Source organism: Stenotrophomonas sp. GD04024, from assembly GCF_029837545.1.
GTDB classification, from domain to species: Bacteria; Pseudomonadota; Gammaproteobacteria; order Xanthomonadales; family Xanthomonadaceae; genus Stenotrophomonas; species Stenotrophomonas forensis.
The window spans coordinates 14,298-36,344 of record NZ_JAOEDV010000025.1 but is presented as its reverse complement, the minus strand read 5'-3'; the positions used below and the strand labels follow the sequence as shown (position 1 = coordinate 36,344).

Here is a 22,047-nt window from a genome sequence, read left to right as displayed (position 1 = left end):
CGCGCGTGCCTGTGCAGGACGCGCTGACATGCACTCGGCTATGCTGCCGCACCTTTCCGCGTCGACGGCCATGCATCCTTTTCCCCTCTCCGTCTCCGCACCCGACCAGCTGGCCTACCGGCTGCTGCAGGACAGCGATTGGGCCCGTTCCGCCGCCGCCGCGAGTGCGCCTCCCGAACTGCGCACCCTGCTGGCGATGATCCTCGACTCTCCCGAGCCGCTGTGGATCGCGTGGGGCCATGATGAAAAAGCGTTCTTCTTCAACGACGCCTATCTGCCGATGCTGGGTGACAAGCTGCACGGCGCGATGGGCAACTGCCTGCAGACCGTCTGGGCAGACGTCTGGCAGGACGTGTCGCAGGCCATTGATGATGCGTTTGCCGGCACCCATCGCAGCTTCAACAACCTGCCACTGATGATGGACCGCGACGGTACGCTGCGGGAAACGTTCTGGACGTTCTCCTATTCACCGCTGCGCATGGGCAGCGGCGCGGTGGCCGGCATCTTCTGCGTGGTGAGTGAACAGACCGAGCGGGTGATCGAGCGCGACATGCACAGCCGCCAGGTTGCCGCCATCACCGAACAGGCACGCGAGGCGCACCTGGAGCTGGTACGCGCACGCGAGCAACTGCGGCAGTCGCAGAAGCTGGAGGCCATCGGCCAGCTCACCGGCGGCGTCGCCCACGATTTCAACAACCTGCTGCAGGTCATCACCGGCTCGGTGGACATGCTGCTGCATACCTGGCCTGGCGACGATCCGCGCCTGCGTTACGTCCAGGCCATCGGCAGCGCCTCGGACCGGGCAACCCGGCTCACCGCGCAGCTGCTGGCATTCTCGCGCCGCCAGAGCCTGTCACCGGAAGTCTTCGATCTCTGCGAGAGCGTGCAGGCTCTGTCGGACATCATCAGCACCGTGCTCGGTGCGCGCATCACGATGTCGGCGAACCTGCCCGGCACACCGCTGCCGGTACTGCTGGACCGCACGCAGCTGGACACCGCCCTGATCAACATCGCGGTCAATGCACGCGATGCGATCGACGGCCAGGGCAGCGTGATGATCGATGTTGAACAGGTCACCGCGGTGCCATCGATCCGCTTCGCCGCGCCGATGAAGGGCGCGTTCGCCGCCATCAGCGTGACCGACAGCGGTGCAGGCATCGATCCGGCGATCGTCGATCGCATTTTCGAACCGTTCTTCACCACCAAGGGCGTGGGCGCCGGCACCGGCCTCGGGCTCAGCCAGGTGTTCGGCTTCGTAAAGCAGTCGGAAGGCGAGGTGGATGTGAGAAGCGAGGCGGGTGTCGGCACGCGCTTCACGCTCTACCTTCCGTTGGCACAGGAGGGCGCCAGCATCGTCCGTGCGCAGCCGCAGCCGGGCCTGGTCCACGGTCACGGACTGTGCGTGCTTGTGGTGGAAGACAACGTCGATGTGGCCGAGTTCGCGGTGGGTGCACTGCGCGAACTTGACTACAACGTGGTGCTGGCACGCAACGCGGACGAAGCGCTGGCGGCGCTGGAACAGGACGCTGCGCGCTTCCACGTGATGTTCAGCGACGTGGTCATGCCCGGCACCAACGGGCTGGACCTGGCGCGTAACGTCCGCAGCCAGTTTCCGGATCTGCCGATCATCCTGACCAGCGGCTACAGCGAACTGCTGGCACGCGACCCGGGGCATGGCTTCACCCTGCTGCGCAAACCCTATTCGCTCAAGCAGCTGGCCGCGGTGATGACCGAGACGGGGCGACAACGTTCGCCAGTGCCGGTACGGGTGTAGCGGTTTCTGCGCCGAGCCACCGCCGACTATCGCGCACTTGTTAGACCATAACAAGTGCGCTTGGGTAGATTGCGCGCGCCCGCTGTCACGCATTTGAATCGCAGGGCCAGTCCGGCATTCCCTCCGAGAACCCCCATGACCCCGTCGTCCCTGTACCGCGCCACGCTTGCCTTGATCGTCGTGTCCGCTCTCAGCGCCTGTGCCACCTATGACGACAACGCGATGCACCCGGCCTGTCAGGAATCACCGCACCTCAAGGACCTGCCGCCCGACGTCGCCGCTCGCGAAAGCCGCTGCAACAAGGGCATGGAGGTCTGGTCGAGCGAGGGCAAGGGCAGCGACAAGCCGCTGGACCTGAGCGGCAAGAAAAAGGAACTGTAAGCGCAGCCGGCGCAGCCCGGATCGGCTGCGCCGCCATCGTGCAGGTCAGCGGACGGCCGCCGTCCCGAACCAGCGCTGCAGCGCGTGAGCCAATCCGGTCGGGTCGGCGCCCGCATCGCAGGCCCAGGCGACGATGCCATCGGGGCGCACCATAACCGCGCCCAGGCCCGTCGCCTCATCCGGCACCGATCCCATGCAGACAGGGTGCGGTGGTGCATCGCCCATGATGTTGCACGGCAACGATTCTACATCGAACACGAGCAGCGCCCCCTGCCCGGCCCTCAGCAGCTCGCCGGTGCGACGGCCGTCGGCCAGCACGAAGTCCGGCACGCTGCGACCGACCAGCGGGTGCCCATCGCCCAGCGCCAGCTGCTGCGCCACTCCCCAGACCCGCTCGGCCAGATAGGTCGCGCCATCGCGGGTGTCGGCCAGATCGGCCATCACCGCCGCCAATGCGCGTGACCCGGCGCCGGGTCGCATCAACGCCACCTGCGCGCGCGACCAGTCCAGCACCTTCGCGCCGATCGGATGCCGCTCGGCCTGATAGCTGTCCAGCAGGGCCTCGCCGGCGACACCACGCACCACCGCCGCCAGCTTCCAGCCCAGGTTCATTGCATCGCCGATGCCCAGGTTCAGCCCCTGCCCACCCAACGGTGAATGCATGTGTGCGGCATCACCGGCCAGCAGCACGCGACCGTTGCGGTAGGCGCTGGCCTGGCGCGCGGCGTCGGTCCAGGTGGTGGCCAGGTGCAGCGCGGTGATCGTTGCATTGCGACCGGACACGCGCCGCAGCAGCGCTTGCGCCGACGGCAGGTCCAGCGGCGTGCGATGGCCGGCGCCGCCATCGAAATCAGCCAGTGCCAGCACACCGGGGGGATTGAAATTGCACATGCCGTGCGGCGTGTACTGGCGGCCCGGCGTGAGCATCGAAGGATCTTCCAGCTCGACGAGCAGGGAGTGGCCGGTGAACTCCGGATCGGTTCCTTCGAAGCTGAAACCCGATTGCTTGCGCACCGTGCTGCGGGCGCCGTCGCAGCCGACCAGCCAGCGGCCGTGGACGGTGCCGTGTGCGGTCGTCTGCACAGCGACCTGATCCTCCTCCACCTGCACCGCCTGTACCGCGCAGCCGCGATCGATGTGCACGCCCAGCCCGACTGCGCGCTCGGTCAATACCGCTTCCAGCGCCTGCAGCTCGATCGCCATCTGCGTGCCGACCGGCGTTGGCAGCCGCCAGTTCCAGCGCCCGCTGTCCACGTTGTCCAGCGCGAACGGAATGCCGGCGAAGTGGCCCCCCAACGGCCGCGGTTGCGCCAGCCAGTGCGCCGTGCCGGGCGGGGGAGCGCCCTTGTCCGGCTTCAGCACCTGGGACGCGGCAACCGCGTCCAGCAGGCCGCGCCGATCCAGCGCCTCCAGGGTGGGGGCGTTCAAGCCGCGCAGGCCCAGCGGCAAGCGTTTCAGGGATGATCCAGGGGACTCGGCCTGTTCCAGCACCCGCACCGAACAGCCCGCCAGGGCCAGTTCGCAGGACAGGAACAGGCCAACCGGGCCCGCACCGGCGATGACGACGTCGTACAGCATTGGGACTTCCTCGTGAGCACCGGGCCGGCGCTCTGGCGATCAGAATGTTACACTCGGTGTACGTTTCCACAAGTGAACCTCCGATGACCCCACCTCCGGGCCGCCGCGAGCAGCGCAAGGCCGAGACCCGACAAGCGATTTCAGACGTCGCCACCGAGCTGATCATCCGGCGCGGCTTCGAGGCGGTGTCGATGTCCGAGATCGCCGAGGCCGCCGGGGTCTCGCGCAAGACGGTCTTCAACTACTTCGCCAGCAAGGAAGACCTGGTCTTCGACCGCGACGAGGAGGCGCGCGCTTTGCTGCGCGACGGCATGCTGGCCCGCAACGACATGGCCCCGCTGGGCGCCTTCCAGTCGCTGGTACGGCAACTGCTGGACAGCGGCCATCCGCTGCTGCGGATCAACGCCGGTGCAGCGGCGTTCTGGGCGACCGTGGCCGACAGTCCCGTGCTTGTCGCGCACGCGCGCAGGCTGCAGGCGCAACTGACAAACGACCTCGCGCAGCTGATGGCCGATGCTGCCGGCCGACCCGTCGACGATGCCGAGGCGAGGCTGGGCGCGGGCATGCTGATGGCGTCAATGGTGGCGGCCTACGAGAAGGGCCTGGCCAGCCAGCGGCACGGTGAAGACCCGCGCGAGGCCATGCTGCAGCTGATCGTGCGTGGCGCCACCGGGGTGCTGGTGGCCCTGGCAGGCACCCCGTATACAGACCCGGCCCTGCGTCCATAGCGCATTCGGGGGGATAGGTCACGAAGTGTTGCAAATGCTAATCTTTCTCATTTGCAGCCACCCCCACCTCGCCCCCATGCCCCTTTCCGCTCCTCTGCCGCGCGCCCTGTGCCTTGCGCTGGGCCTTTCCCTGACCTCCTTCGCACTGGCCGCCGAGACCCCGGCAGACGCCCCCAGGGACCTGGACAAGGTCGAAGTCCGCGGCCGTGCGCAGACCCTCTACCGCGCCACCGATGCGGCCGTTGGTACTCGTACCGACACCCCGCTGGAGCTGGTCCCGCAGTCGATCCAGGTGATCCCGCGCGAGCTGATCGACGACCAGGCCGCGCGCCAGGTGACCGACCTGTACCGCAGCATCAGCGGCATCAGCTTCTTCAGCTATGCCGGCGTGACCCTGCGCGGCTTCCGCCAGGAGAACGTGCTGTACGACGGCCTGCGTGGCGATCCCTATGCAGGTTTCTCGGTACCGCAGCTGTTCAACATCGAGCGCGTGGAGGTATTGAAGGGCCCTGCCGGTGCGCTGTACGGCGGCGGCGATGCCGGCGGCGTCATCAACTATGTGACGCGCAAGCCGAAGGCTCGTGCCGAGCGCCGCATCGAGCTGCAGGTGGGCGACAAGGATTTCCGTGCGGGCTCGATCGAAGGCACCGGGCCGTTGAATGCCACCGGCAGCGTTCGCTATCGCGCAGGCCTGTATGCCGACAGCGAACAGGGCGTGCGCTGGAACGCCGACAGCGAAAGCGTGATCGGCGATGCGTCGCTGGCCTTCGATGTCGGCCAGACCGGCGAACTGGTGCTGCAGTTCACCGACATCACCCAGAACCTGGGCGGCAACCGCCTGCGCGGTGTGCCGGTGAACGATGCCGGGACCTTCCTGACCGACCGCCGCTGGAACCACAACGAGGCCAGCGACTTCCTCGACATGCGCGCCAAGGTGGCACTGGTGCAGTACCGCTTCGCACCACGCGACACCCTTGACGTGGACGTTGCCGCACGCTGGTTCAGCAACAACGAGCACCAGATGTACCACGAGCCGATGGGGCTGATCGACCGTGACCGCGATGGCGTGGCCGAGTGGATGACGCGCCAGCTGCGCAACCAGATCCGCGACAACGAGGCGTTCACCGCCAGCGCGAATGCGGTCTGGCGGATCAACACCGGGCGCATCGAGCACAAGATGTTGTTCGGCGCCGATGTGTACCAGCTCGACGCCGACTTCACTGCACAGACCGCCAACAGCGCCGACCTGGCACGCGGCGCCGGCCCGGTGCGCGGCATCGATCTGTTCAACCCGGTCTATGGCGCCAGCACCTGGCATGACTACAACCTGGCCGCCCTGCCCTGGCGCAGCACCTCCACGCGCAGCAAGCGCTACGGCGGCTATCTGCAGGATGAACTGGCGCTGGGCCCGCGCTGGCACGTGCTGGCCGGGCTGCGCTGGGACGGCTTCAGGGATGAGGACCGCCTGGGAGGCGGCAGCGTGGAGGGCAACGATCTCAGCTGGCGGCTGGGCAGCACCTTCAGCGTGCGCGAGGGCCTGAACGTGTACGCCAACGTGGCCAGTGGCTTCGTGCCGCAGAGCGCAGCGAACCAGAACCCGGCGGCGGGCGGGCCATTCGACGCCGAGCGCAGCAAGCAGTGGGAAGTGGGCCTGAAATCCCTGCTGGCCAACCGCGTGACCTTGAACATGGCGGCCTACCGCATCGACCGCAGCAACATCGTGCAGGCTACCGGCGAAGTACAGAACGGCGTCAACCAGCTGGCTGCGCTGGGCCTGGTGCGCAGCACCGGCATGGAGCTGGACCTGCTGGCCGATGTGACCGAACGCTGGGTGCTGAACCTGACGTACGCCTACAACGACGCGCGGGTGAAGGATGCCGGACCGGGCGGCATCACCAATGCCTCGGGCGACCGCTTCGCCAACGCACCACGCAACAAAGTGGGCCTGTGGACGCGCTATGACCTGCCCTCGATCAACTCAGCGATTGGCTTCGGCGTGGATCATGTCGGAGAACGCGTCAGCCTCGACGGACAGACGGTGAAGGCCTACACCGTGTTCGATGTGAGCTGGAAGACCACGTGGAAGCAGTGGCAGTTCCAGGCCAACGTCAAGAACCTGTTCGACAAGGTGTACGCCGCCAGCGGCTTCATCGAACGCAACGGGCATTTCCCGGGTGAACCGCGGCGGGTGTATGTGCAGGCGGCCTACAGCTTCTGAGGCCGTGCTGCAGGGAGCAGCGGGGGAAGTGGCAACCCACTTCCCCTGCCAGCGTCAGTGCGAGCAGGACACCAGCATCGAGCGGGTGGCCATCTGGGTGGAGGTGAAGCCGTTCCTGTTGCCCACCGCGATGGCGTTTCCTTCGTCGCCGTCCTTGCTGAAGACAACATAGCCCCCCGGGCACATCTGCCCGGCCTTCTCGTAGCAGCCACTCCAGGAACTGGAGCCGCTGCAGTCGATGGACACGCCACGGCGGCCATCGGGGGTGACGGTCATCCTGGCGGTGGTACAGCCGCCCAGCGCGGCAACGAACAACAGCGGAACGTACAACTTCATGGGCACTCCAGGGTTGGGGATCAGCAGACGGGCGCCAAGGCTGGAGTGCCCGGATTGCGCCAACCTTGCGCCAGATGGCCTCACCACTGCGGGGTTCCTGCTGCGGTGCCACGCCATGTTCACGCAATGTTCCTGTAATACGGTGCCGGCGCCTGCCGAAGTCACGCTGCGCCCCCTTCCCGCCCGATTCCCGCCGATGCACATCCTGCTGATCGAAGACGAAGCCGAACTGGCTGCCACCCTGAAGTCCGCCCTGCAGCGCGAACGCTACGTGGTGGACCTGGCCAACACCCTGGCACTGGCCCGCGAAGCGGCGCTTTCCGGGTCGCACGATCTGGTGCTGCTGGACCGCACCCTGCCCGATGGTGACGGGCTGGGCCTGATTCAGGTCCTGCGCGGGCACAACCCCGGGGTACCGATCATCGTGCTCAGTGCGCTGGGACAGTTGCCGGACCGCATCGCCGGCCTGGATGAAGGGGCCGACGACTACCTGGCCAAGCCCTTCGCGCTGGAGGAACTGTTCGCGCGGATCCGGGCAGCCGGGCGCCGGCCGGGCGGCATGCAGGTAGAGCCGGTGAGTATCGGCCGGCTGCTGTTCGACCCCGCCTCGGGCGAGGCCACGGTAGGTGGGCAGCGACTGGAGCTTCCGCGCCGCGAGATCCGGGTGCTGGCCGCCCTCGCCCGCCGGCTGGGCCGCACCGTGCTGCGCGAGTCCATCGAAATGGCGGTGTATGGCTTCGACGACGGCATCCATTCCAACACGCTCGACTCGCATGTCTCGCGCCTGCGGCGCAAATTGGCCGACGCCGATGCCGGGGTGGAAATCCATGCCATCCGCGGTGTCGGCTATCTGATGCGGGAAACGAAGTAATGGCGCGACGCCCCTCCCTGAAGCGCCCGCTGATCGTCAAAACGCTGATCTACCAGCTGCTTGCGTTGCTGGTGGCGTTCTTTGCGCTGCTGATGGTGCTGGTGCGTGCCGACAGCGGCGGCTACTACACCATCCAGACCTTTGCCCCGGTGGCCGCCGAGGCCGTTCACCGCGACAGCACGGGCGAACTGTATGTGGAGCACACGCCTGAGCTGGCCGAGCTGCTGAAGATCGTTCCCGGCGCGTGGTTCATCGCCGAGGATGAGCATGGCCACCATGTGACCTTCGGCCATGTTCCACCCGCCTATGCCTCGCTGGTCGGCGCCCTGGACGGCATTCCCTATGGCGACCTGCGCGGACGCGACCGCAGCGATGGCCTGGCGGTGGCGATACGCCAGCACAGCGGCCCGGCCGGCAAGCTGACCATCATGGCCCATGGCGAAACCGATTCGCTGACCTGGCAGATGGCGCTGGCCGCACACATCATCACCCTGCCGATCTTCCTGCTACTGGGCCTGGCCACCCTCATCCTGACCCCGATCATCGTCCGTCGCGCCCTGGCTGGTGTGGAACGCATCGCGCAGGAGGCCCGCAACATTTCCGCCAGCCGTCGCGGCATCCGCCTGACCGAGACCGCCGTACCGGTGGAGATCGCTCCACTGGTGACGGCGGTGAACGAAGCGCTGGACCGCCTGGACGAGGGACACGAGCGGCAGCGTCGCTTCATCGCCGCCGCCGCCCATGAGCTGCGTACGCCGATCGCGATCCTGCGGGTCAAGATCGATGCCACCGACGACGCCACGTCCCGCAGCCTGGCCGTGGAAGTCGCGCGGCTGGCGACGCTGGCCGAACAGCTTCTGGACCTGCACCGCATGGAAGAAGATGGACCGAAGGACTCGCTCAACCTGGCCCGCGTGGCCAAGCGGGTCGTGGCCGATCTGGCGCCGCTGTTGATCCAGTCCGACAAGACGGTCGCCGTCGCGGTGGAACCGAACTTCCCGGTGCTGGGCGAGGCCGGCGCGGTAGAGCGCGTGCTTTCCAATCTGGTGTTGAATGCAGCCGAGCATGGCGGGCGCCACATCATCGTGCGCGTGCAGGGCAGCTGCCTGGAAGTGGAGGACGACGGCCCCGGCATTCCGGTCGACCAGCGCGAGCGCGTGTTCGAGCCCTTCCAGCGCCTGCGCCCGCGCCAGACCGGTGCCGGGCTGGGGTTGAATCTGGTGCGGCAGGTGATCGACCGGCATGGCGGCCGCGTCACGATTCTGGATGCACCCGGCGGCGGCGCATTGATCCGCGTCGAGTTCCCGCTGCATCCGGGCGTCAGCAGCGCGCCGCCACCGGAGCGCTGAGCGCAGCGTACCTGCGGGGCTGACTGCCCGCTGTCCACGCGTGGCGACCAGGGCCGATGCGCAAGGTTGCGGCAATGTTCGCCGCACAGCATCTGCAGGCGTGGCATTGCTCATGATGCCGCGTCCGGGTCTGACAGGAAGCCTGCATGTGACACAGGGAGCGCATCCCTCTTCGTCTACCACGCGTACTCCGCCCCCCGGCTGTACGTCCGGCCTGACCGCGGCAGCGTGGAATCATCGCGCGCGAACGTGGCGCAGCCGTGGCGGCAAGCACTGGCCGCACTGGCTGCGGATACCTGCCGAACCCGAGCGGGTGGAAGCCCTGATACGCCTGACCGGCGCACTGTTCCTGCTGCTGCCGGGCATGTCACTGGTGGCTGCAACATTCCGCCACGCGCCGGGAACAGCCGCCGCCATCGTGCTGTTCGTCACCCTGCATGCGGGGCTGCATATGCTGGCAGTGTGGCGCGAGGCAGCATCCCGACCGATTCCCTCGATCCCCCGGGTGCTGGACGCGCGTGCCGCCGGCATGATGCTGGCCGTTACCTTGCCGGTCATCGTCCTCGGTGCCACAGGTCCGAGGCCCGTCATCACGTCAGCCTGGCTGCTGGCTGGCGCGATATGCCAGCTCTGCAGCCTGCGCCGCGTATCGCAACGCCTGCGCCACGTCCTGCTGGCTATCGGCAGCGTGCTGCAGTTCATTGCGGTAGCCCTGCTCGCACTCGGTACGGTACACGGATAGGCCCGCACCGCCGCAAGGTTCACGCAATCCAGCGCATCGAGACTCGACGACCATCCACGCCCGCCGGCGTGCATCCCATCTGTCGCGAGGACCCACGATGCCCTGTCTTTTCTGGATGCTGAGCCGATGAGCGCCGTACCGCGCAAGCGTCGCCGCGTGCTCATCATTGCCGCCGTACTGCTCTGCACAGCATTGTTCCTTTTCGCCTGGCTGCGGCCCGCATCGCCGCCGCACCTCCAGGTGGCGCCGGTCACCCGTGGCAACATCGAACAGGTGGTGGAAGCCACCGGCACGCTGAAGCCCTCGCGGCTGGTGAGCGTGGGCGCTCAGGTCTCCGGCCGCATCGAAACCCTGCATGTGAAGCTGGGCGACAAGGTAAAGGCCGGTGACCTCATCGCCGAGATCGACTCGCGCACCCAGCGCAATGCGCTGCAGAGCGCGCAGGCCGCCCAGCGCAGCGCACGCGCGAACCGTGATGCCCTGGCCACCGACCTGCGCCAGTACCAGCTGACCCTTCAACGCCAGCAGGCACTGGTTTCAAGGCAACTGGTCGCACGCGCCGACTACGATGCGGCAAAGGCCAAGGTCAATGCCACGCGGGAGCAGATCGCCGCACTCGATGGCGAAGTGGTGCAGCGGCAGACCGATGTGGATGTGGCGCAGACGAACCTGGGCTACACGCGCATCACCGCGCCCACCGATGGCACCGTGCTGGCCGTGGTCGCGCGGCAGGGCCAGACCGTCAATGCGGTACAGAGCGCACCGACCATCGTGATGCTCGGCAACCAGGACGTGATGACCGTCTACGCCGAAATCTCCGAGGCGGACGTGGTGCACACCGCGCTGGGACAGGAGGCGTTCTTCACCATCCTGGGCGACAGCGGCCGACGCTACAGCAGCACGCTGCGCGACATCGCGCCGGCACCGGAGTCGATCACCAACGAAGACACCTCCGGCTTCAGTCCGGCAGGGGCGTCGGCGGGTGCCAGCCGCACCGCCATGTACTACAACGGCCAGTTCGACGTGGACAACGCCGATGGCCGCCTGCGCAGCTACATGACCGCGCAGGTGCGCATCGTGCTGGGGCGTGCCAAGGGCGTGCTGACCATTCCCTCGGCCGCGCTGGGTGCGCGCGCCACCGATGGCAGCTACAACGTGCAGGTCCGCGGCGCGGATGGCCACCCTGCCCCGCGGCGCATCACCACCGGACTGGACGACCAGATCAACGTGGAAGTGCGCAGTGGCCTGCAGGAAGGCGAGCAGGTGGTCCTGGCCCAGGCCGGCGATGCCACCGCCACCGCCGCCGCACAGCCATGACCGGCGCAGAGAAGGACACACCGCTGCTGCGCGTGCGCGACATCCGCCGTGAATTCGCCGCTGGCGAACAGACCCTGGTCGTGCTCGATGGCATCGACCTGGACATCCGCGCGGGTGAACTGGTGGCCATCGTCGGCCAGTCCGGCTCGGGCAAATCCACCCTGATGAACATCCTGGGCTGCCTGGACCGGCCCTCGGCCGGCGCGTATCAGATTGCCGGTCGCGAGACTGCGCAGATGTCGCCGGACGAACTGGCCGAGCTACGCCGCGAGCACTTCGGCTTCATCTTCCAGCGCTACCACCTGCTGACCGACCTGACCGCGCTGGGCAACGTGGAAGTGCCGGCCATCTATGCCGGCCAACCCAGCGCCGACCGCCATGCCCGCGCCCAGGCGCTGTTGCAGCGGCTGGGCCTGGGCGAACGCATGCAGCACCTGCCCGGCGAGCTGTCCGGCGGGCAGCAGCAGCGCGTGTCCATCGCGCGTGCACTGATGAACGGCGGCGCGGTGATCTTCGCCGATGAGCCGACCGGCGCACTGGACACCCAGTCCGGCAAGGAAGTGATGAAGATCCTGGGCGAGCTGCACGCCGAAGGCCACACCGTGGTGCTGGTCACCCATGACATGGCCGTGGCCGAGCATGCGCAACGCATCATCGAGATCCGCGACGGGCGCATCGTCGATGATCGCCCTACCGCTGCCGCGACAGCGGCGGCCTCCAGCAACCCAGCCACCCTGCAGGTGCGCAGCGAAGGCAGCGGCTGGCAGGCGCTGCGCGACCGCTTCGGTGAAGCCTTCCGCATGGCCCTGCGCGCAATGAACGCGCACCGCATGCGCACCTTCCTGACCATGCTCGGCATCATCATCGGCATCGCCTCGGTGGTATCGGTGGTCGCCCTGGGCACCGGCGCACGCCAGGCCATCCTGTCCAACATCGCCTCGCTGGGCACCACCACCATCGAGGTCTACCCGGGCTCCGGCTTCGGCGATGTGCACGCCGCACAGGTGGAAACCCTGACGCCCGGCGACAGCACGGCACTGGCCGCGCAACCGTTCGTGGACAGCGCCACGCCCGGCGTCGCCAGCAGTGGCACCGCCCAGCGCGGCAACCGCTCGGCCAACGTGCACATGCAGGGCGTGAGTGAGCAGTATTTCCGCGTGCACGGCCTGAAGCTCGGGCAAGGCCGCTTCTTTGCCCAGCCCGCCATCGCCGGCTACCAGCAGGTGGTAGTGATCGACGCCAATACACGGGCACGGTTCTTCGCCGCACAGGAAGACCCGATCGGCCAGACCCTGATGCTGGGCAACGTTCCGGTGCGGGTGGTGGGCGTGGTGAAGAAGGAGGCCGGCGCCGTGGGCGATGCCTCGCTGCTGCAGGTCTGGGTGCCCTACACCACCGCCATGGCGCGCATGCTGGGGCAGAGCCATGTGTCCAGCATCACCGTGCGCGTGTCCGACACGGTGGGCATGCAGGCGGCGGAGGCTTCCATCGGCCGGCTGCTGGAGCGCCGGCATGGGCGGCGCGATTTCTACATGAGCAACAACGCGCAGATCCGCACGTCGATCGAGCAGACCACCCGCATCCTCACACTGATGATCAGCTCCATTGCCGCCATCGCGTTGGTGGTGGGCGGCATCGGGGTGATGAACATCATGCTGGTGTCGGTGACCGAACGCACCCGCGAGATCGGCGTGCGCATGGCGGTGGGCGCGCGCCGCAGCGACATCCTGCAGCAGTTCCTGATCGAATCGGTGCTGGTCTGCCTGCTCGGTGGCGTGCTGGGTATCAGCGTGGCGCTGGCGCTGGGGGCCGTGCTGGCACTGGCTGATATCGGCTTCTCGCTGGTGTTCTCGAGCACTTCGATCCTGGCCGCGTTTGCCTGCAGCAGCCTGATCGGCATTGGTTTCGGCTTCCTGCCGGCCCGCCGCGCGGCGCAGCTGGACCCGGTGGAGGCGCTGGTGCGCTGAACAACGCGCATTCCACAGGAACGACTACAGGTTCGCGCAATGTCCGCGCGCTGTACTGGCACCACCGACACAGCCGCACAGGAGCGGAACGATGTTTCAGAAGACAGGACGTACGGCGTTGCTGCTGGGGGCCGCACTGCAACTGCTGGTGCTGATTCCATACGCGGGCGACGCCCATGCACAGGACCGCGATGGCTACCGCTCCGGCTGGGACCGGGGCTATCACGACCGCCAGCGCGACGAATGGGAGCGCCGCGAGCGCGAACGGGAGCGCGAACGGCGCGATGACGACAAGGCCAAGCGCGTGGTGGTGGGCGTTGTGGGCGCGGCGGTAGTTGCCGGCGTAATCGCTGCGGCGGCCAAGCGCGAGCGCGAGACCCGCGAACGTGCCGACTACTGCGTGAACCGTTACGGCAACTACGACCGCCGCAGCGACACCTACCGTGGCTCGGATGGCTACAGCTATCCCTGCCGCTGACCTGCCCTGCTTTCCGAAGGAACCGACTGCATGAACAAGACGCTACTCATCATCACCCTGTGTGCCGCACCGCTGATCGGCCACGCCGCCAGCGGCGACCCGAAGCAGGCCTATATCGATTCCAGCTTCGCCGTCATGGACAGCAACGGCGATGGCCGCATCGACAAGGCCGAGTACGCGAAGTACCAGCAGGCACGCTTCAGCAAGCAGGCCGACTCCATCGACGCCGCGTTCAAGGAAATGGATGCCGACAAAGACGGAAGGATCAGCAGGAAGGAAGCCGCCGTGGTGCCGGAAATCGAGAAGTATTTCGCGGGGCTGGATACTGATGGCGATGGCTATCTGTCGCTGAAGGAAATGCAGCAGGCCATGGTGGCCGCGCAGACGGCAGACGCCCCGGCGAAGTAGCGCCTTGGTACGGGGTCAGCGCCTGATCGTGCGGCATTGCCGCAGCCAGGCCGCGTCGCCCTGGTAGGTGCCCACCTTGGTGGGCACGGCTCCATCGACACGTGCGAGCGCCAGAGCGCCCACCAAAGTGCGCATCCAGCAAGTGGCGCGCGGCAGTCAGCGCACCTTGTACAGCACCGCCGCACCCGGGCGCGGCTCGAACGCCGGAACGGTCTGCTGGGTGAGCACCGTGCCCTTGGCATCCCACACCAGCGTGTCCACCGGGTACTCATCCTTGCGGGTCATCTGGTCGATCTTCGCCACGACCACCGCCGCAGCGGCCGGCACCTCCGGATTCCAGCCGAACACGCCCACGCGGCCGTAGAACACGGCGGGCGCAGAAGCATCCAGCCGGCGGTCCGGGCACATCACCAGGCCATGGTCGAGCATGACGCGCAGTGCACCGATCGGCACCTTCTTCACTGTCGGCGTGGTGCGCTCGCTGCTGTGGCCGGGGCATACATTGGCCGCGCGGGTAATCATGTCCTCGGCTACCTGGCGGTCGGATTGGGCAAAGGCCGCGGCCGGAATCAGGCAGAGGCCGAGCAGTACACGCGTGGACGTCCGGGTCATTGCAGGTTCCTGTGATGGATGCCAAGCGAACTTAGCAATGCCTGCCCGCCGAGTTGCAAAGACCGCGTGAGGCTGCAGCACAGCCCCGCGCAGCCTGCGCCATCACGGAACCAGGCAGCGCTCCACCTGCAGCGACAGCACCTGGCAGGCGTTGAACAGGCCTTCGACCAGCGCTGCGGACGGGCAACAGGCAGGATCATCACTCTCCCGCGCCACATGCGCGGCGTGCAGCATGGCGGTCAGCGCGGTGATGCCCGAGGCACTGCGGGTGGCCAGGGCCAGATCGAAGGCGCGGCCGGGGCTCAGCCGGGTTTCGGTCCAGGGCTGGCCATCGGCTCGCAGATTCTCACCGTGGCCTTTCAAGTGCGCGAAGAACGCAGACGGCAGGACAGACTCCGCGGATTCGCAGAGCGCCGCTTCGAGCGTTTCGGCCAGGGCGGCGGGAAGATCAAGTGCGGCGGCGCCGAGCAGCTGGCGCAGGCGGGGAACGTCGGGAGTACGGTCAGGCATGGCGGCAACCTCACGGTATGGCCACCTGCAGATGCGAGGTGGCGGACGGTGCGGGTTGGCGTGCCGGATACGTAGTACGAAAGCCGGCGGGTCCTAGAACCCCCACGCACCGTCCGCCATGAACTGGCAGGGGGTGCATTGTCATGGCTGCAGCGAAGGCTGCAAACACGACGCCGTGTACTACGTAAGTTCGGGACGCCAATCCCGGCCAGGGCGGGTGCCTTGGCGCGGCGATGATTGGCGCACTCCCGCATCGATGAAAAGTAGGAAAACTCCGCGCTGACACCTTCCTACGCTGGTTGCGTCACGGGATGGCCAATCATCCACCGGCTGACGCGCTTCGCCGACACCTCGTGCATGCAAGCGTGTGCGATCCAACGATCACACCGCGCCGAATGCGACACGCCGGTTATGGCGATCGCGCAGAGAGTCGCAATATGCACGGCCTACAACTTCAGGTCGAACACGCTTGCCCCGCGCCGGATTCTCGCCGTAAACGCTTACACGCAGGGGTTTCGGCGCACATCCGAGCGCGCAAATGGATCACAACGGAATGTGCGATCAACCCCAATTCGATGCGAATGCTGCGACACGATGTTTATAGTCGCGAACTTCAAATGGAGCAGGAGCTCATCATGGAATTCACTTCCTGGCGCAATATTCTTGTTGCCGCTGGCGTGGCCGTCGCACTTTCGGTGACCGCCTACAACGACCATCACCGCCACGCCCTCACCGACGGCGCCGAGGGACGCGATGCGGTAGGCCTCGTCACCGAGGTGCATTGGGATGAAAAGAGGGGAAGAAAAAGCAATTTCGTTCTGAACGTAGAGTTCGAAACCGAAGACGGGCAATCACGCGTGGAGAAGATCGCGGTCTCCAACGATCTTGGCAATCAGATGCGCGCGACCGACGAAGCAGAAGAGATTGATATCCGCTACAACGCCGAAGATCCCTCGGTGGCCGTGGCCGTCGGCGAAGCTGACAATTCCCTGCTGATGCTGTGGCTGGCCATCGCCTCGGGGGTGGTCACCCTGGCACTGCTGGCAGCCCGCCTCATCCAGGGCCGCAAAGCACAACCCGCCTGATTCTTGACGCCGCGTGCAGCAGAGGGGTGCAGGCAACACCCCTCACATTTCAGTTGTCACTCTGGCCACTCTGGTAGCCGCGGTAGGTCTCGCCCCATTCGCGCATGGCCAGCAGCACCGGCACCAGCGTTCTCCCGAATTCGGAAAGTTCGTATTCCACCTTGGGCGGCACTTCGGCATAGACGTGGCGGATCACCACCCCATCGGCCTCCAGTTCGCGCAACTGGCTGGTCAGCATGGATTGCGTGGCGTTGGGTACCCGCCGCGTCAATTCCATGAAACGCCGCTTGCCAGTCATCAAGTGGAAAAGAATGATCGGCTTCCACACGCCGCCCATCACTGACAGCGTGACTTCCACGGCGCACCCGCTCTTGCCATCCCAACGCCTGCTACGCATGCATACTCCCGAAAACCATAGTACCTACGGAAAAACATCGTTCTTGTTGCGATAACGGTGCGAGCCTAGCATGGCGCCATCCACTGAACGTGAGGCGCTTCCATGAGTTTCAAGGCACTGCTGACCCGCAAGACCGACGATGGAGTTTCCACCGAACTTGTCGATTTCGATGAAGCCAACCTGATGGATGGCGACGTCTTGGTGCAGGTTGAATACTCGACGCTCAATTACAAGGACGCGCTGGCGCTGACCCATTCGCGCCCGGTCATGCGCACGTATCCGCTCATTCCCGGCATCGACTTGGCGGGCGTGGTGCTGGAATCCAGCAATGCCGGTTTCAAAACCGGTGATCGCGTGGTGCTCAATGGCTGGGATCTGAGCATGGGCCACCACGGCGGCCTCGCCCAGCGCGCCCGCGTGCGGGGTGAGTGGCTGAACGCGATTCCCGGCAATCTGACCACCCGCGATGCCATGGCCATCGGCACTGCCGGCTATACCGCCATGCTGTGCGTACTGGCGCTGGAAGATGCGGGCGTAGCTCCAGAAAAGGGCGATGTGCTGGTAACTGGCGCCAATGGCGGCGTGGGCTCGATTGCGGTCGCGATCCTTTCCAAGCTGGGCTACCGGGTGGTGGCCGCCACCGGGCGCCCCGAACACGCCGAGTATCTGCACAGCCTCGGCGCGGCCGAGATCATCGACCGTGCGCAGCTTTCCGAGCCGCGCGACCGGCCGGTCAGTGCCGAGCGCTGGGCGGGCGTGGTGGATGTGGCCGGTGGCCCGACGCTGGTCAATGCCATCGCCGAGACGAAGTACCGCGGCGCCGTGGCCGCCTGTGGGCTGGCGCAGAGTGATGCACTGCATGGCTCGGTGCTGCCCTTCATACTGCGCAACGTGACCCTGGCCGGTGTCGACTCGGTGAACGCGCCGCAGGATGTGCGCCAGCGCGCATGGGACCGCCTCGCCATCGACCTGGACCCGCAGAAGCTGGAAAGCACGGTGCAGCAGATCGGGCTTGCCGAGGTGCTGCACGTGTACGAGAAGATCATTCCGGGCAAGGTGCGCGGGCGGATTGTCGTTGATGTGAACGCGTGACAGACCATCAGCCAGCGAGACAGATGCGCGGGCGCCACATGCGACACCAAGGCCCCTTATCATGGGGCTGTAAGGGCGCTATACGCCCGGTGAAGCATGCAAGGCAGTATCTGGATGTCTATGGAATGGCGCCCCTCGGGCTGGGGCCAGCGTGTGACCCGCTCGCCACTGTGGCGGCTGCGGCTTGATGGCGAACACCTCGAGCTGACCCTTGGCGGCGAGCAATACCGCCAGCACGTGGATGGCGATCATCACGTGCAGGTTGTCCCGGGGCTGTTCTGGGCCCGGGTTGCTCTGCAGACTGAAGGTGGGCCTGTGTCCGTGGGCGGGCTGCCCAATCGGCAAGCAGCCCAACTTGCAGCGGCTGTGCAGGACGTGTTGTCCGCGCGCAGCACGCGCGGGCGCAGGGGCCTGTTCGAGGACGTGCTGGCGCAGATCCAGGCGTGGCTGAGCGCGGCGGACGCACTGACCGATCGCGGTCACGCCAGCCGCCGCTGGATCACCCACGAACAACAACAAGCGCTGCTGGCCGACCGCCCCGCCCTGCCACTCTCCCCGGATGAGCTGGAGCGCCTGTTCCTCGATGCCAGCGTGCATGACAACCTGCGCTCCAGCCACCATCTGGCCGCGCTGGAAGCGCTGAACGACTGGCATCTGGATTGGCCCGCCGTATGGGCCGAAGCGAACGACGCCATGGCCACGCGTGAGCTGGTCCTGGCCAAGGACTTCCTGGACCGGGTCGAGAGCAGGCCGCTGACCGAGGAACAGGCCCGCGCGGTCATCTGCTTCGACAACCGCGTGCAGGTCGTGGCCTCAGCGGGCTCCGGCAAGACCTCGACGATGGTCGCCAAGGCGGCTTATGCCATCGATCGCGGCTTTGTCGAACCCGAGAGGATCGTCATGCTCGCCTTCAACAAAGATGCGGCCAAGGAACTGGAAGCGCGCGCGCAGCGCTCCTTTGATCGGCTCGGCATGGGTGACACCGTGGTCGAGGCGCGGACCTTCCATGCGTTGGGCCTAGCCATCATCGGCAAGGCCACCGGGCGCAAGCCCGACATTCCCGAATGGGCCATCGATGCCACCTTGGGCTTCAACAAGCTGGCCGACCTGGTGGACGACCTGAAGGATCGTTCGATCCACTTCCGCACCCAGTGGGACATGTTCCGGCTGGTATTCGGGCGCGACCTTCCGCCATTCGGTGCCGAGATGCTGGCCGATGGCTACGACCGCGACGGCACGCCCTATATCCGCACTCTGCAGGGCGAGCGGGTGAAGAGCCTGGAAGAGTGCGTCATTGCCGATTGGCTGTTCTACAACGGCGTTGCGTACGACTACGAGCGTCGCTATGAATTTGATACGGCCACCGACACCCATCGCCAGTATCGGCCGGACTTCTATTACCCGGACGCCGCGCTGTATCACGAGCACTTTGCGCTGGATGCCGATGGCCAGCCGCCGAAGCATTTCGCCCACTATGCGGAGGGCATGCACTGGAAACGGCAACAGCATGTGGCGCACGGCACCGCGCTTATCGAGACCACCTCCTTTGGCCTGCGCAGCGGGCACGCCCTGCATGACCTGGCGAAGACGCTTGGCGCATCTGATATCGAGCTCGATCCGAACCCGGACCGCGAGCTGCCCGATGCGGGTGCCAAGCCGATGCCGGATGCGGACCTGATCGGCTTGATGCGCACCTTCATTGCCCATGCAAAAAGCAACTGTCTGACCTTGGACGACATGGCCGCGCGTCTGCGGCAGATGCCCGAAGACCAATTCAAGGAACGGTACCGGCGCTTCCTGGAAATCGCCGGCCCTGTATTCCAGGCCTGGGACAACGCGCTGGCCGACGAACGCGGCATCGATTTTGAGGACATGCTCAACATGGCCGCCGGCCTGCTGGAACAGGGACATTATGCGTCGCCCTACGACCTGGTACTGGCCGACGAATTCCAGGACGCCTCGCGCGCCCGCGCCCGCCTCTGCCGTGCGCTGGTCAGCCAGCCGGGCCGCCACCTGTTTGCGGTCGGCGATGACTGGCAGTCGATCAACCGCTTCGCCGGCGCCGACGTTTCGGTGATGACCGGATTCCGCGAATGGATGGGGCATGGCCAGATGCTGAAACTGGAGCAGACCTTCCGCTGCCCGCAGGCACTGTGCGATGTGTCCAGCCGCTTCATCAGCCGCAATCCGGCGCAGATTGCCAAGGCGGTTCGTTCGGCTACGCCAGCGATGGGCCCGGTGCTACAGGCGTTCCAGATGAACCGGCGTGAGGAGGTGCAGGACGGTGTGCGCCAGTACCTCACCAGGCTGCATCAGCAACTGTTGTCCGGTGCGGTGCCGCAGGGACGCAACGGACGCGTGATGGTCTTCATCCTCGGGCGCTATCAGGCCGATCGCAGTGCGGTGCCTGCGGAGTGGAGAGCGTCGTTTGGCAGCACGATGGACGTCGAGTTCCTGACCGCGCATCGCTCGAAGGGGCGCGAGGCGGACTACGTGATCCTGCCGGGCATGGTGAACCGTAGCTTCCCCAGCCTGCGCTCGGATGACCCGGTGCTGTCGCTGGCGATGCCGGAGGGCGATACCTATTCGCTCAGCGAAGAGCGGCGGTTGTTCTATGTGGCACTGACGCGTGCGCGGCGCTCGGTGGCGATGTTCACCCTGCAGGGCAAGCACTCGCCGTTCCTGGATGAGCTGGTGAAAGACGGTGCGGTGGAAGTGACCGGGATTTCAGGCGCGGTCATCAATGAGGAACGATGCCCGGTGTGCAAGGTGGGCGTATTTGTGGAGCGGAATGGACCGCATGGGCCGTTCCGGTCGTGTTCTAGTTATCCGTTGTGCCATAACAAGCCAGACCGCTACCGGCGAGGCTGAGCCGCAAGATGGACCCTCATCGCATCGCCGCCTAGCGTACCTCCGCGCCGACCCGCTGTCTGACCCGGTCGACATCCGGGTTACCGGGGCTGCTGTAACCGAATGCCTAGATGACGAACACGGCCTGGTCCGCGGCACTGATGCAGTAAGAGATCAACGAGCAACCATCGGCTCGCGGTACAAAGACATGAACCGTGAGCGTCTTCTGGTCCTGATCCACGCGCGTCGTGTAGCCAAGCGCTGTCGCGCCTTTGGCGACCGCTGCGCGACAGGAGGGAAGGCTCAGCTGCTTTGCAGGAAAGCGATCGACACCGTAGCCAAGGCTGAACTCCGCTGCAGCCAACGCAGAAAGCGACGTCAGCAGCACCGCACTCGCCAGAGCAAACTTCAGCGACTTTCCCCACGGCGCTCTTAGTTTCACGACTCTCCGGCTATCAGGTGCGGACGAAAATCTTAACGCGCCGATTCAGCTGGCGGCCGCCGGGGTTGCCTTTGCCCTCCAGTTCGTTGAGGGCAACGGGTTCTCGCGCCAAAGCTGCGAGCGTCCATCTGCTGTGTTGTCCCCCGTTCGCGCATAAGCAGGCAAGCTCTCTAGCACTTTGCTGTTTTTACATAGGCGGCCTGATGGTTGAGCGTCTCAAAGATCAACTGGCTCTCGTCCCCAGCAGTGAGGTGGATGACAACTAGGAGCAACCCTTCGGTTACGACCTTCCAGATGCATTCGATACGATCTTCCGGCTTGGTATTTGCAAATTCATCGGCGCGATCCACATCCACATCATCGCCATTGACCCAAGCAGCAATGCTCGCAGCGAAGAAGAGATAAGCCTCCACCAGTCGGCTCTCAGTCAGGGGCTTGTCAACCTTGACCAGAGCTCTGACCTCATCGTCAGACGAGCAGGCATGGATAGCCATGAACGCAGCTCGATCCGCATTTGTGGGGAGAAGCTTATATTTCTCGGCCTCTTCATCGATATCGAGCGCACCGTTCTCAACCAACGCGCCAAGTCTAGGAGTCTGCTTCTCACTCCCCACCTTCCGGGAGATGTTGCATACAGCCATTAAGAAGAGCTGCAACGTGGTGAAACGCTGCTGACCGTCAATCACCAAGCGGGTCTGCACAGCGCCGGACTGACTGGTTTCTAGCTCAAACGCTGCTGCCCCGAGGAAGTGCGGATGGGCACCGCCCAGATAGAGATGCCTATCCAAGAGGGCCTCGATGTCCTCCCAGAGCGGCACCCAGTTCTCACCTTACCTCCACACATATGGACGCTGAAAAAGAGGAACGTGATACTGGACCGAAGGGTCCAAGGGCTTCCTAAGATTTCTTGTT

At 65.8% G+C, this 22,047-nt stretch carries 21 protein-coding genes; 14 read left to right on the top strand and 7 right to left on the bottom strand.

The genetic code is table 11. From position 1 onward, the window contains the following. The first annotated feature begins 70 nt into the window (after nucleotides 1–70). Nucleotides 71–1,774 carry an ATP-binding protein gene (locus N7590_RS10535; protein ID WP_053510342.1) on the top strand — a complete coding sequence of 568 codons (1,704 nt, stop codon included), beginning with the start codon at nucleotides 71–73 and terminating at the stop codon, nucleotides 1,772–1,774. Between the two features lie 135 nt (nucleotides 1,775–1,909). Continuing rightward, nucleotides 1,910–2,155 carry a hypothetical protein gene (locus N7590_RS10530; RefSeq protein ID WP_164241868.1) on the top strand — a complete coding sequence of 82 codons (246 nt, stop codon included), beginning with the start codon at nucleotides 1,910–1,912 and terminating at the stop codon, nucleotides 2,153–2,155. A gap of 45 nt (nucleotides 2,156–2,200) precedes the next feature. Here the strand turns inward: N7590_RS10530 and N7590_RS10525 are convergent, their stop codons facing one another. Continuing rightward, entirely contained in the window at nucleotides 2,201–3,733 is a 1,533-nt protein-coding gene (locus N7590_RS10525; protein WP_164241869.1) for an FAD-dependent monooxygenase, read from the bottom strand. A gap of 83 nt (nucleotides 3,734–3,816) precedes the next feature. On the opposite strand from N7590_RS10525, the gene N7590_RS10520 reads away from it, so the two are divergent. Next, entirely contained in the window at nucleotides 3,817–4,461 is a 645-nt protein-coding gene (locus N7590_RS10520; RefSeq protein ID WP_053510304.1) for a TetR/AcrR family transcriptional regulator, read from the top strand. 76 nt (nucleotides 4,462–4,537) lie between these two features. Further along, complete coding sequence (locus N7590_RS10515; protein ID WP_279935464.1) at nucleotides 4,538–6,679, top strand: TonB-dependent receptor; 2,142 nt, start codon at nucleotides 4,538–4,540, stop codon at nucleotides 6,677–6,679. Nucleotides 6,680–6,733: 54 nt separating this feature from the next. Here the strand turns inward: N7590_RS10515 and N7590_RS10510 are convergent, their stop codons facing one another. Continuing rightward, nucleotides 6,734–7,015 (bottom strand): hypothetical protein, encoded by a 282-nt coding sequence (locus N7590_RS10510; RefSeq protein ID WP_053450161.1) that lies wholly within the window; start codon nucleotides 7,013–7,015, stop codon nucleotides 6,734–6,736. Between the two features lie 196 nt (nucleotides 7,016–7,211). On the opposite strand from N7590_RS10510, the gene N7590_RS10505 reads away from it, so the two are divergent. The 7 genes from N7590_RS10505 to N7590_RS10475 all read left to right on the top strand — a co-directional run bounded on the left by N7590_RS10505 (nucleotide 7,212) and on the right by N7590_RS10475 (nucleotide 14,147). Next, the gene (locus N7590_RS10505; protein WP_053510310.1) at nucleotides 7,212–7,886 is read left to right on the top strand and encodes a response regulator transcription factor; all 675 of its coding nucleotides are present in this window, start codon (nucleotides 7,212–7,214) and stop codon (nucleotides 7,884–7,886) included. Continuing rightward, the gene (locus tag N7590_RS10500; RefSeq protein WP_053450162.1) at nucleotides 7,886–9,235 is read left to right on the top strand and encodes a HAMP domain-containing sensor histidine kinase; all 1,350 of its coding nucleotides are present in this window, start codon (nucleotides 7,886–7,888) and stop codon (nucleotides 9,233–9,235) included. The genes N7590_RS10505 and N7590_RS10500 overlap by 1 nt, the downstream gene beginning before the upstream one ends. Before the next feature lie 100 nt (nucleotides 9,236–9,335). After that, a complete protein-coding gene (locus N7590_RS10495; protein WP_279935459.1) occupies nucleotides 9,336–9,977 on the top strand; it encodes a hypothetical protein in 642 nt (213 codons plus the stop codon). 126 nt (nucleotides 9,978–10,103) lie between these two features. After that, nucleotides 10,104–11,294, top strand: a complete 1,191-nt coding sequence (locus tag N7590_RS10490; RefSeq protein WP_279935458.1) for an efflux RND transporter periplasmic adaptor subunit — start codon at nucleotides 10,104–10,106, stop codon at nucleotides 11,292–11,294. Then, the gene (locus N7590_RS10485; RefSeq protein WP_164241872.1) at nucleotides 11,291–13,261 is read left to right on the top strand and encodes a MacB family efflux pump subunit; all 1,971 of its coding nucleotides are present in this window, start codon (nucleotides 11,291–11,293) and stop codon (nucleotides 13,259–13,261) included. Before N7590_RS10490 ends, N7590_RS10485 begins: the two co-directional genes overlap by 4 nt. A 91-nt stretch (nucleotides 13,262–13,352) precedes the next feature. Next, entirely contained in the window at nucleotides 13,353–13,739 is a 387-nt protein-coding gene (locus N7590_RS10480; protein ID WP_164241873.1) for a hypothetical protein, read from the top strand. A 30-nt stretch (nucleotides 13,740–13,769) separates the two neighbouring features. Then, nucleotides 13,770–14,147 carry an EF-hand domain-containing protein gene (locus N7590_RS10475; protein ID WP_164241874.1) on the top strand — a complete coding sequence of 126 codons (378 nt, stop codon included), beginning with the start codon at nucleotides 13,770–13,772 and terminating at the stop codon, nucleotides 14,145–14,147. Between the two features lie 156 nt (nucleotides 14,148–14,303). On the opposite strand, the gene N7590_RS10470 is transcribed toward N7590_RS10475, so the two are convergent. Further along, the gene (locus N7590_RS10470; protein WP_164241875.1) at nucleotides 14,304–14,759 is read right to left on the bottom strand and encodes a hypothetical protein; all 456 of its coding nucleotides are present in this window, start codon (nucleotides 14,757–14,759) and stop codon (nucleotides 14,304–14,306) included. A gap of 102 nt (nucleotides 14,760–14,861) precedes the next feature. Beyond that, the gene (locus tag N7590_RS10465) at nucleotides 14,862–15,269 is read right to left on the bottom strand and encodes a hypothetical protein (protein ID WP_164241876.1); all 408 of its coding nucleotides are present in this window, start codon (nucleotides 15,267–15,269) and stop codon (nucleotides 14,862–14,864) included. Between the two features lie 635 nt (nucleotides 15,270–15,904). Between N7590_RS10465 and N7590_RS10460 the strand changes: the two genes are divergently transcribed. Continuing rightward, a complete protein-coding gene (locus N7590_RS10460; protein WP_154582896.1) occupies nucleotides 15,905–16,354 on the top strand; it encodes a DUF3592 domain-containing protein in 450 nt (149 codons plus the stop codon). A 49-nt stretch (nucleotides 16,355–16,403) separates the two neighbouring features. On the opposite strand, the gene N7590_RS10455 is transcribed toward N7590_RS10460, so the two are convergent. Further along, nucleotides 16,404–16,751: a helix-turn-helix domain-containing protein gene (locus N7590_RS10455; protein ID WP_053510324.1), complete on the bottom strand. Its 348-nt coding sequence runs from the start codon at nucleotides 16,749–16,751 to the stop codon at nucleotides 16,404–16,406. 102 nt (nucleotides 16,752–16,853) lie between these two features. Here N7590_RS10455 and N7590_RS10450 point away from each other — a divergent pair, with 102 nt between their 5' ends. Then, nucleotides 16,854–17,843, top strand: a complete 990-nt coding sequence (locus tag N7590_RS10450; RefSeq protein ID WP_164241877.1) for an MDR family oxidoreductase — start codon at nucleotides 16,854–16,856, stop codon at nucleotides 17,841–17,843. 120 nt (nucleotides 17,844–17,963) lie between these two features. Beyond that, complete coding sequence (locus N7590_RS10445) at nucleotides 17,964–20,714, top strand: UvrD-helicase domain-containing protein (RefSeq protein ID WP_164241879.1); 2,751 nt, start codon at nucleotides 17,964–17,966, stop codon at nucleotides 20,712–20,714. A gap of 106 nt (nucleotides 20,715–20,820) precedes the next feature. On the opposite strand, the gene N7590_RS10440 is transcribed toward N7590_RS10445, so the two are convergent. Together N7590_RS10440 and N7590_RS10435 are read right to left on the bottom strand one after the other, a co-directional pair. Further along, nucleotides 20,821–21,135, bottom strand: a complete 315-nt coding sequence (locus N7590_RS10440; RefSeq protein ID WP_164241878.1) for a DUF6180 family protein — start codon at nucleotides 21,133–21,135, stop codon at nucleotides 20,821–20,823. Nucleotides 21,136–21,305: 170 nt separating this feature from the next. Next, entirely contained in the window at nucleotides 21,306–21,953 is a 648-nt protein-coding gene (locus N7590_RS10435; protein WP_279935457.1) for a DUF262 domain-containing protein, read from the bottom strand. Nucleotides 21,954–22,047: the final 94 nt, after the last annotated feature.

What these genes read in the sequence shown, in the direction of transcription:
- N7590_RS10535 (WP_053510342.1), top strand. Translation starts at nt 71, where the DNA reads ATGCATCCTTTTCCCCTCTCCGTCTCCGCACCCGACCAGCTGGCCTAC.
- N7590_RS10530 (WP_164241868.1), top strand. Translation starts at nt 1,910, where the DNA reads ATGACCCCGTCGTCCCTGTACCGCGCCACGCTTGCCTTGATCGTCGTG.
- N7590_RS10525 (WP_164241869.1), bottom strand. Translation starts at nt 3,733, where the DNA reads ATGCTGTACGACGTCGTCATCGCCGGTGCGGGCCCGGTTGGCCTGTTC.
- N7590_RS10520 (WP_053510304.1), top strand. Translation starts at nt 3,817, where the DNA reads ATGACCCCACCTCCGGGCCGCCGCGAGCAGCGCAAGGCCGAGACCCGA.
- N7590_RS10515 (WP_279935464.1), top strand. Translation starts at nt 4,538, where the DNA reads ATGCCCCTTTCCGCTCCTCTGCCGCGCGCCCTGTGCCTTGCGCTGGGC.
- N7590_RS10510 (WP_053450161.1), bottom strand. Translation starts at nt 7,015, where the DNA reads ATGAAGTTGTACGTTCCGCTGTTGTTCGTTGCCGCGCTGGGCGGCTGT.
- N7590_RS10505 (WP_053510310.1), top strand. Translation starts at nt 7,212, where the DNA reads ATGCACATCCTGCTGATCGAAGACGAAGCCGAACTGGCTGCCACCCTG.
- N7590_RS10500 (WP_053450162.1), top strand. Translation starts at nt 7,886, where the DNA reads ATGGCGCGACGCCCCTCCCTGAAGCGCCCGCTGATCGTCAAAACGCTG.
- N7590_RS10490 (WP_279935458.1), top strand. Translation starts at nt 10,104, where the DNA reads ATGAGCGCCGTACCGCGCAAGCGTCGCCGCGTGCTCATCATTGCCGCC.
- N7590_RS10485 (WP_164241872.1), top strand. Translation starts at nt 11,291, where the DNA reads ATGACCGGCGCAGAGAAGGACACACCGCTGCTGCGCGTGCGCGACATC.
- N7590_RS10480 (WP_164241873.1), top strand. Translation starts at nt 13,353, where the DNA reads ATGTTTCAGAAGACAGGACGTACGGCGTTGCTGCTGGGGGCCGCACTG.
- N7590_RS10475 (WP_164241874.1), top strand. Translation starts at nt 13,770, where the DNA reads ATGAACAAGACGCTACTCATCATCACCCTGTGTGCCGCACCGCTGATC.
- N7590_RS10470 (WP_164241875.1), bottom strand. Translation starts at nt 14,759, where the DNA reads ATGACCCGGACGTCCACGCGTGTACTGCTCGGCCTCTGCCTGATTCCG.
- N7590_RS10465 (WP_164241876.1), bottom strand. Translation starts at nt 15,269, where the DNA reads ATGCCTGACCGTACTCCCGACGTTCCCCGCCTGCGCCAGCTGCTCGGC.
- N7590_RS10460 (WP_154582896.1), top strand. Translation starts at nt 15,905, where the DNA reads ATGGAATTCACTTCCTGGCGCAATATTCTTGTTGCCGCTGGCGTGGCC.
- N7590_RS10455 (WP_053510324.1), bottom strand. Translation starts at nt 16,751, where the DNA reads ATGCGTAGCAGGCGTTGGGATGGCAAGAGCGGGTGCGCCGTGGAAGTC.
- N7590_RS10450 (WP_164241877.1), top strand. Translation starts at nt 16,854, where the DNA reads ATGAGTTTCAAGGCACTGCTGACCCGCAAGACCGACGATGGAGTTTCC.
- N7590_RS10445 (WP_164241879.1), top strand. Translation starts at nt 17,964, where the DNA reads ATGGAATGGCGCCCCTCGGGCTGGGGCCAGCGTGTGACCCGCTCGCCA.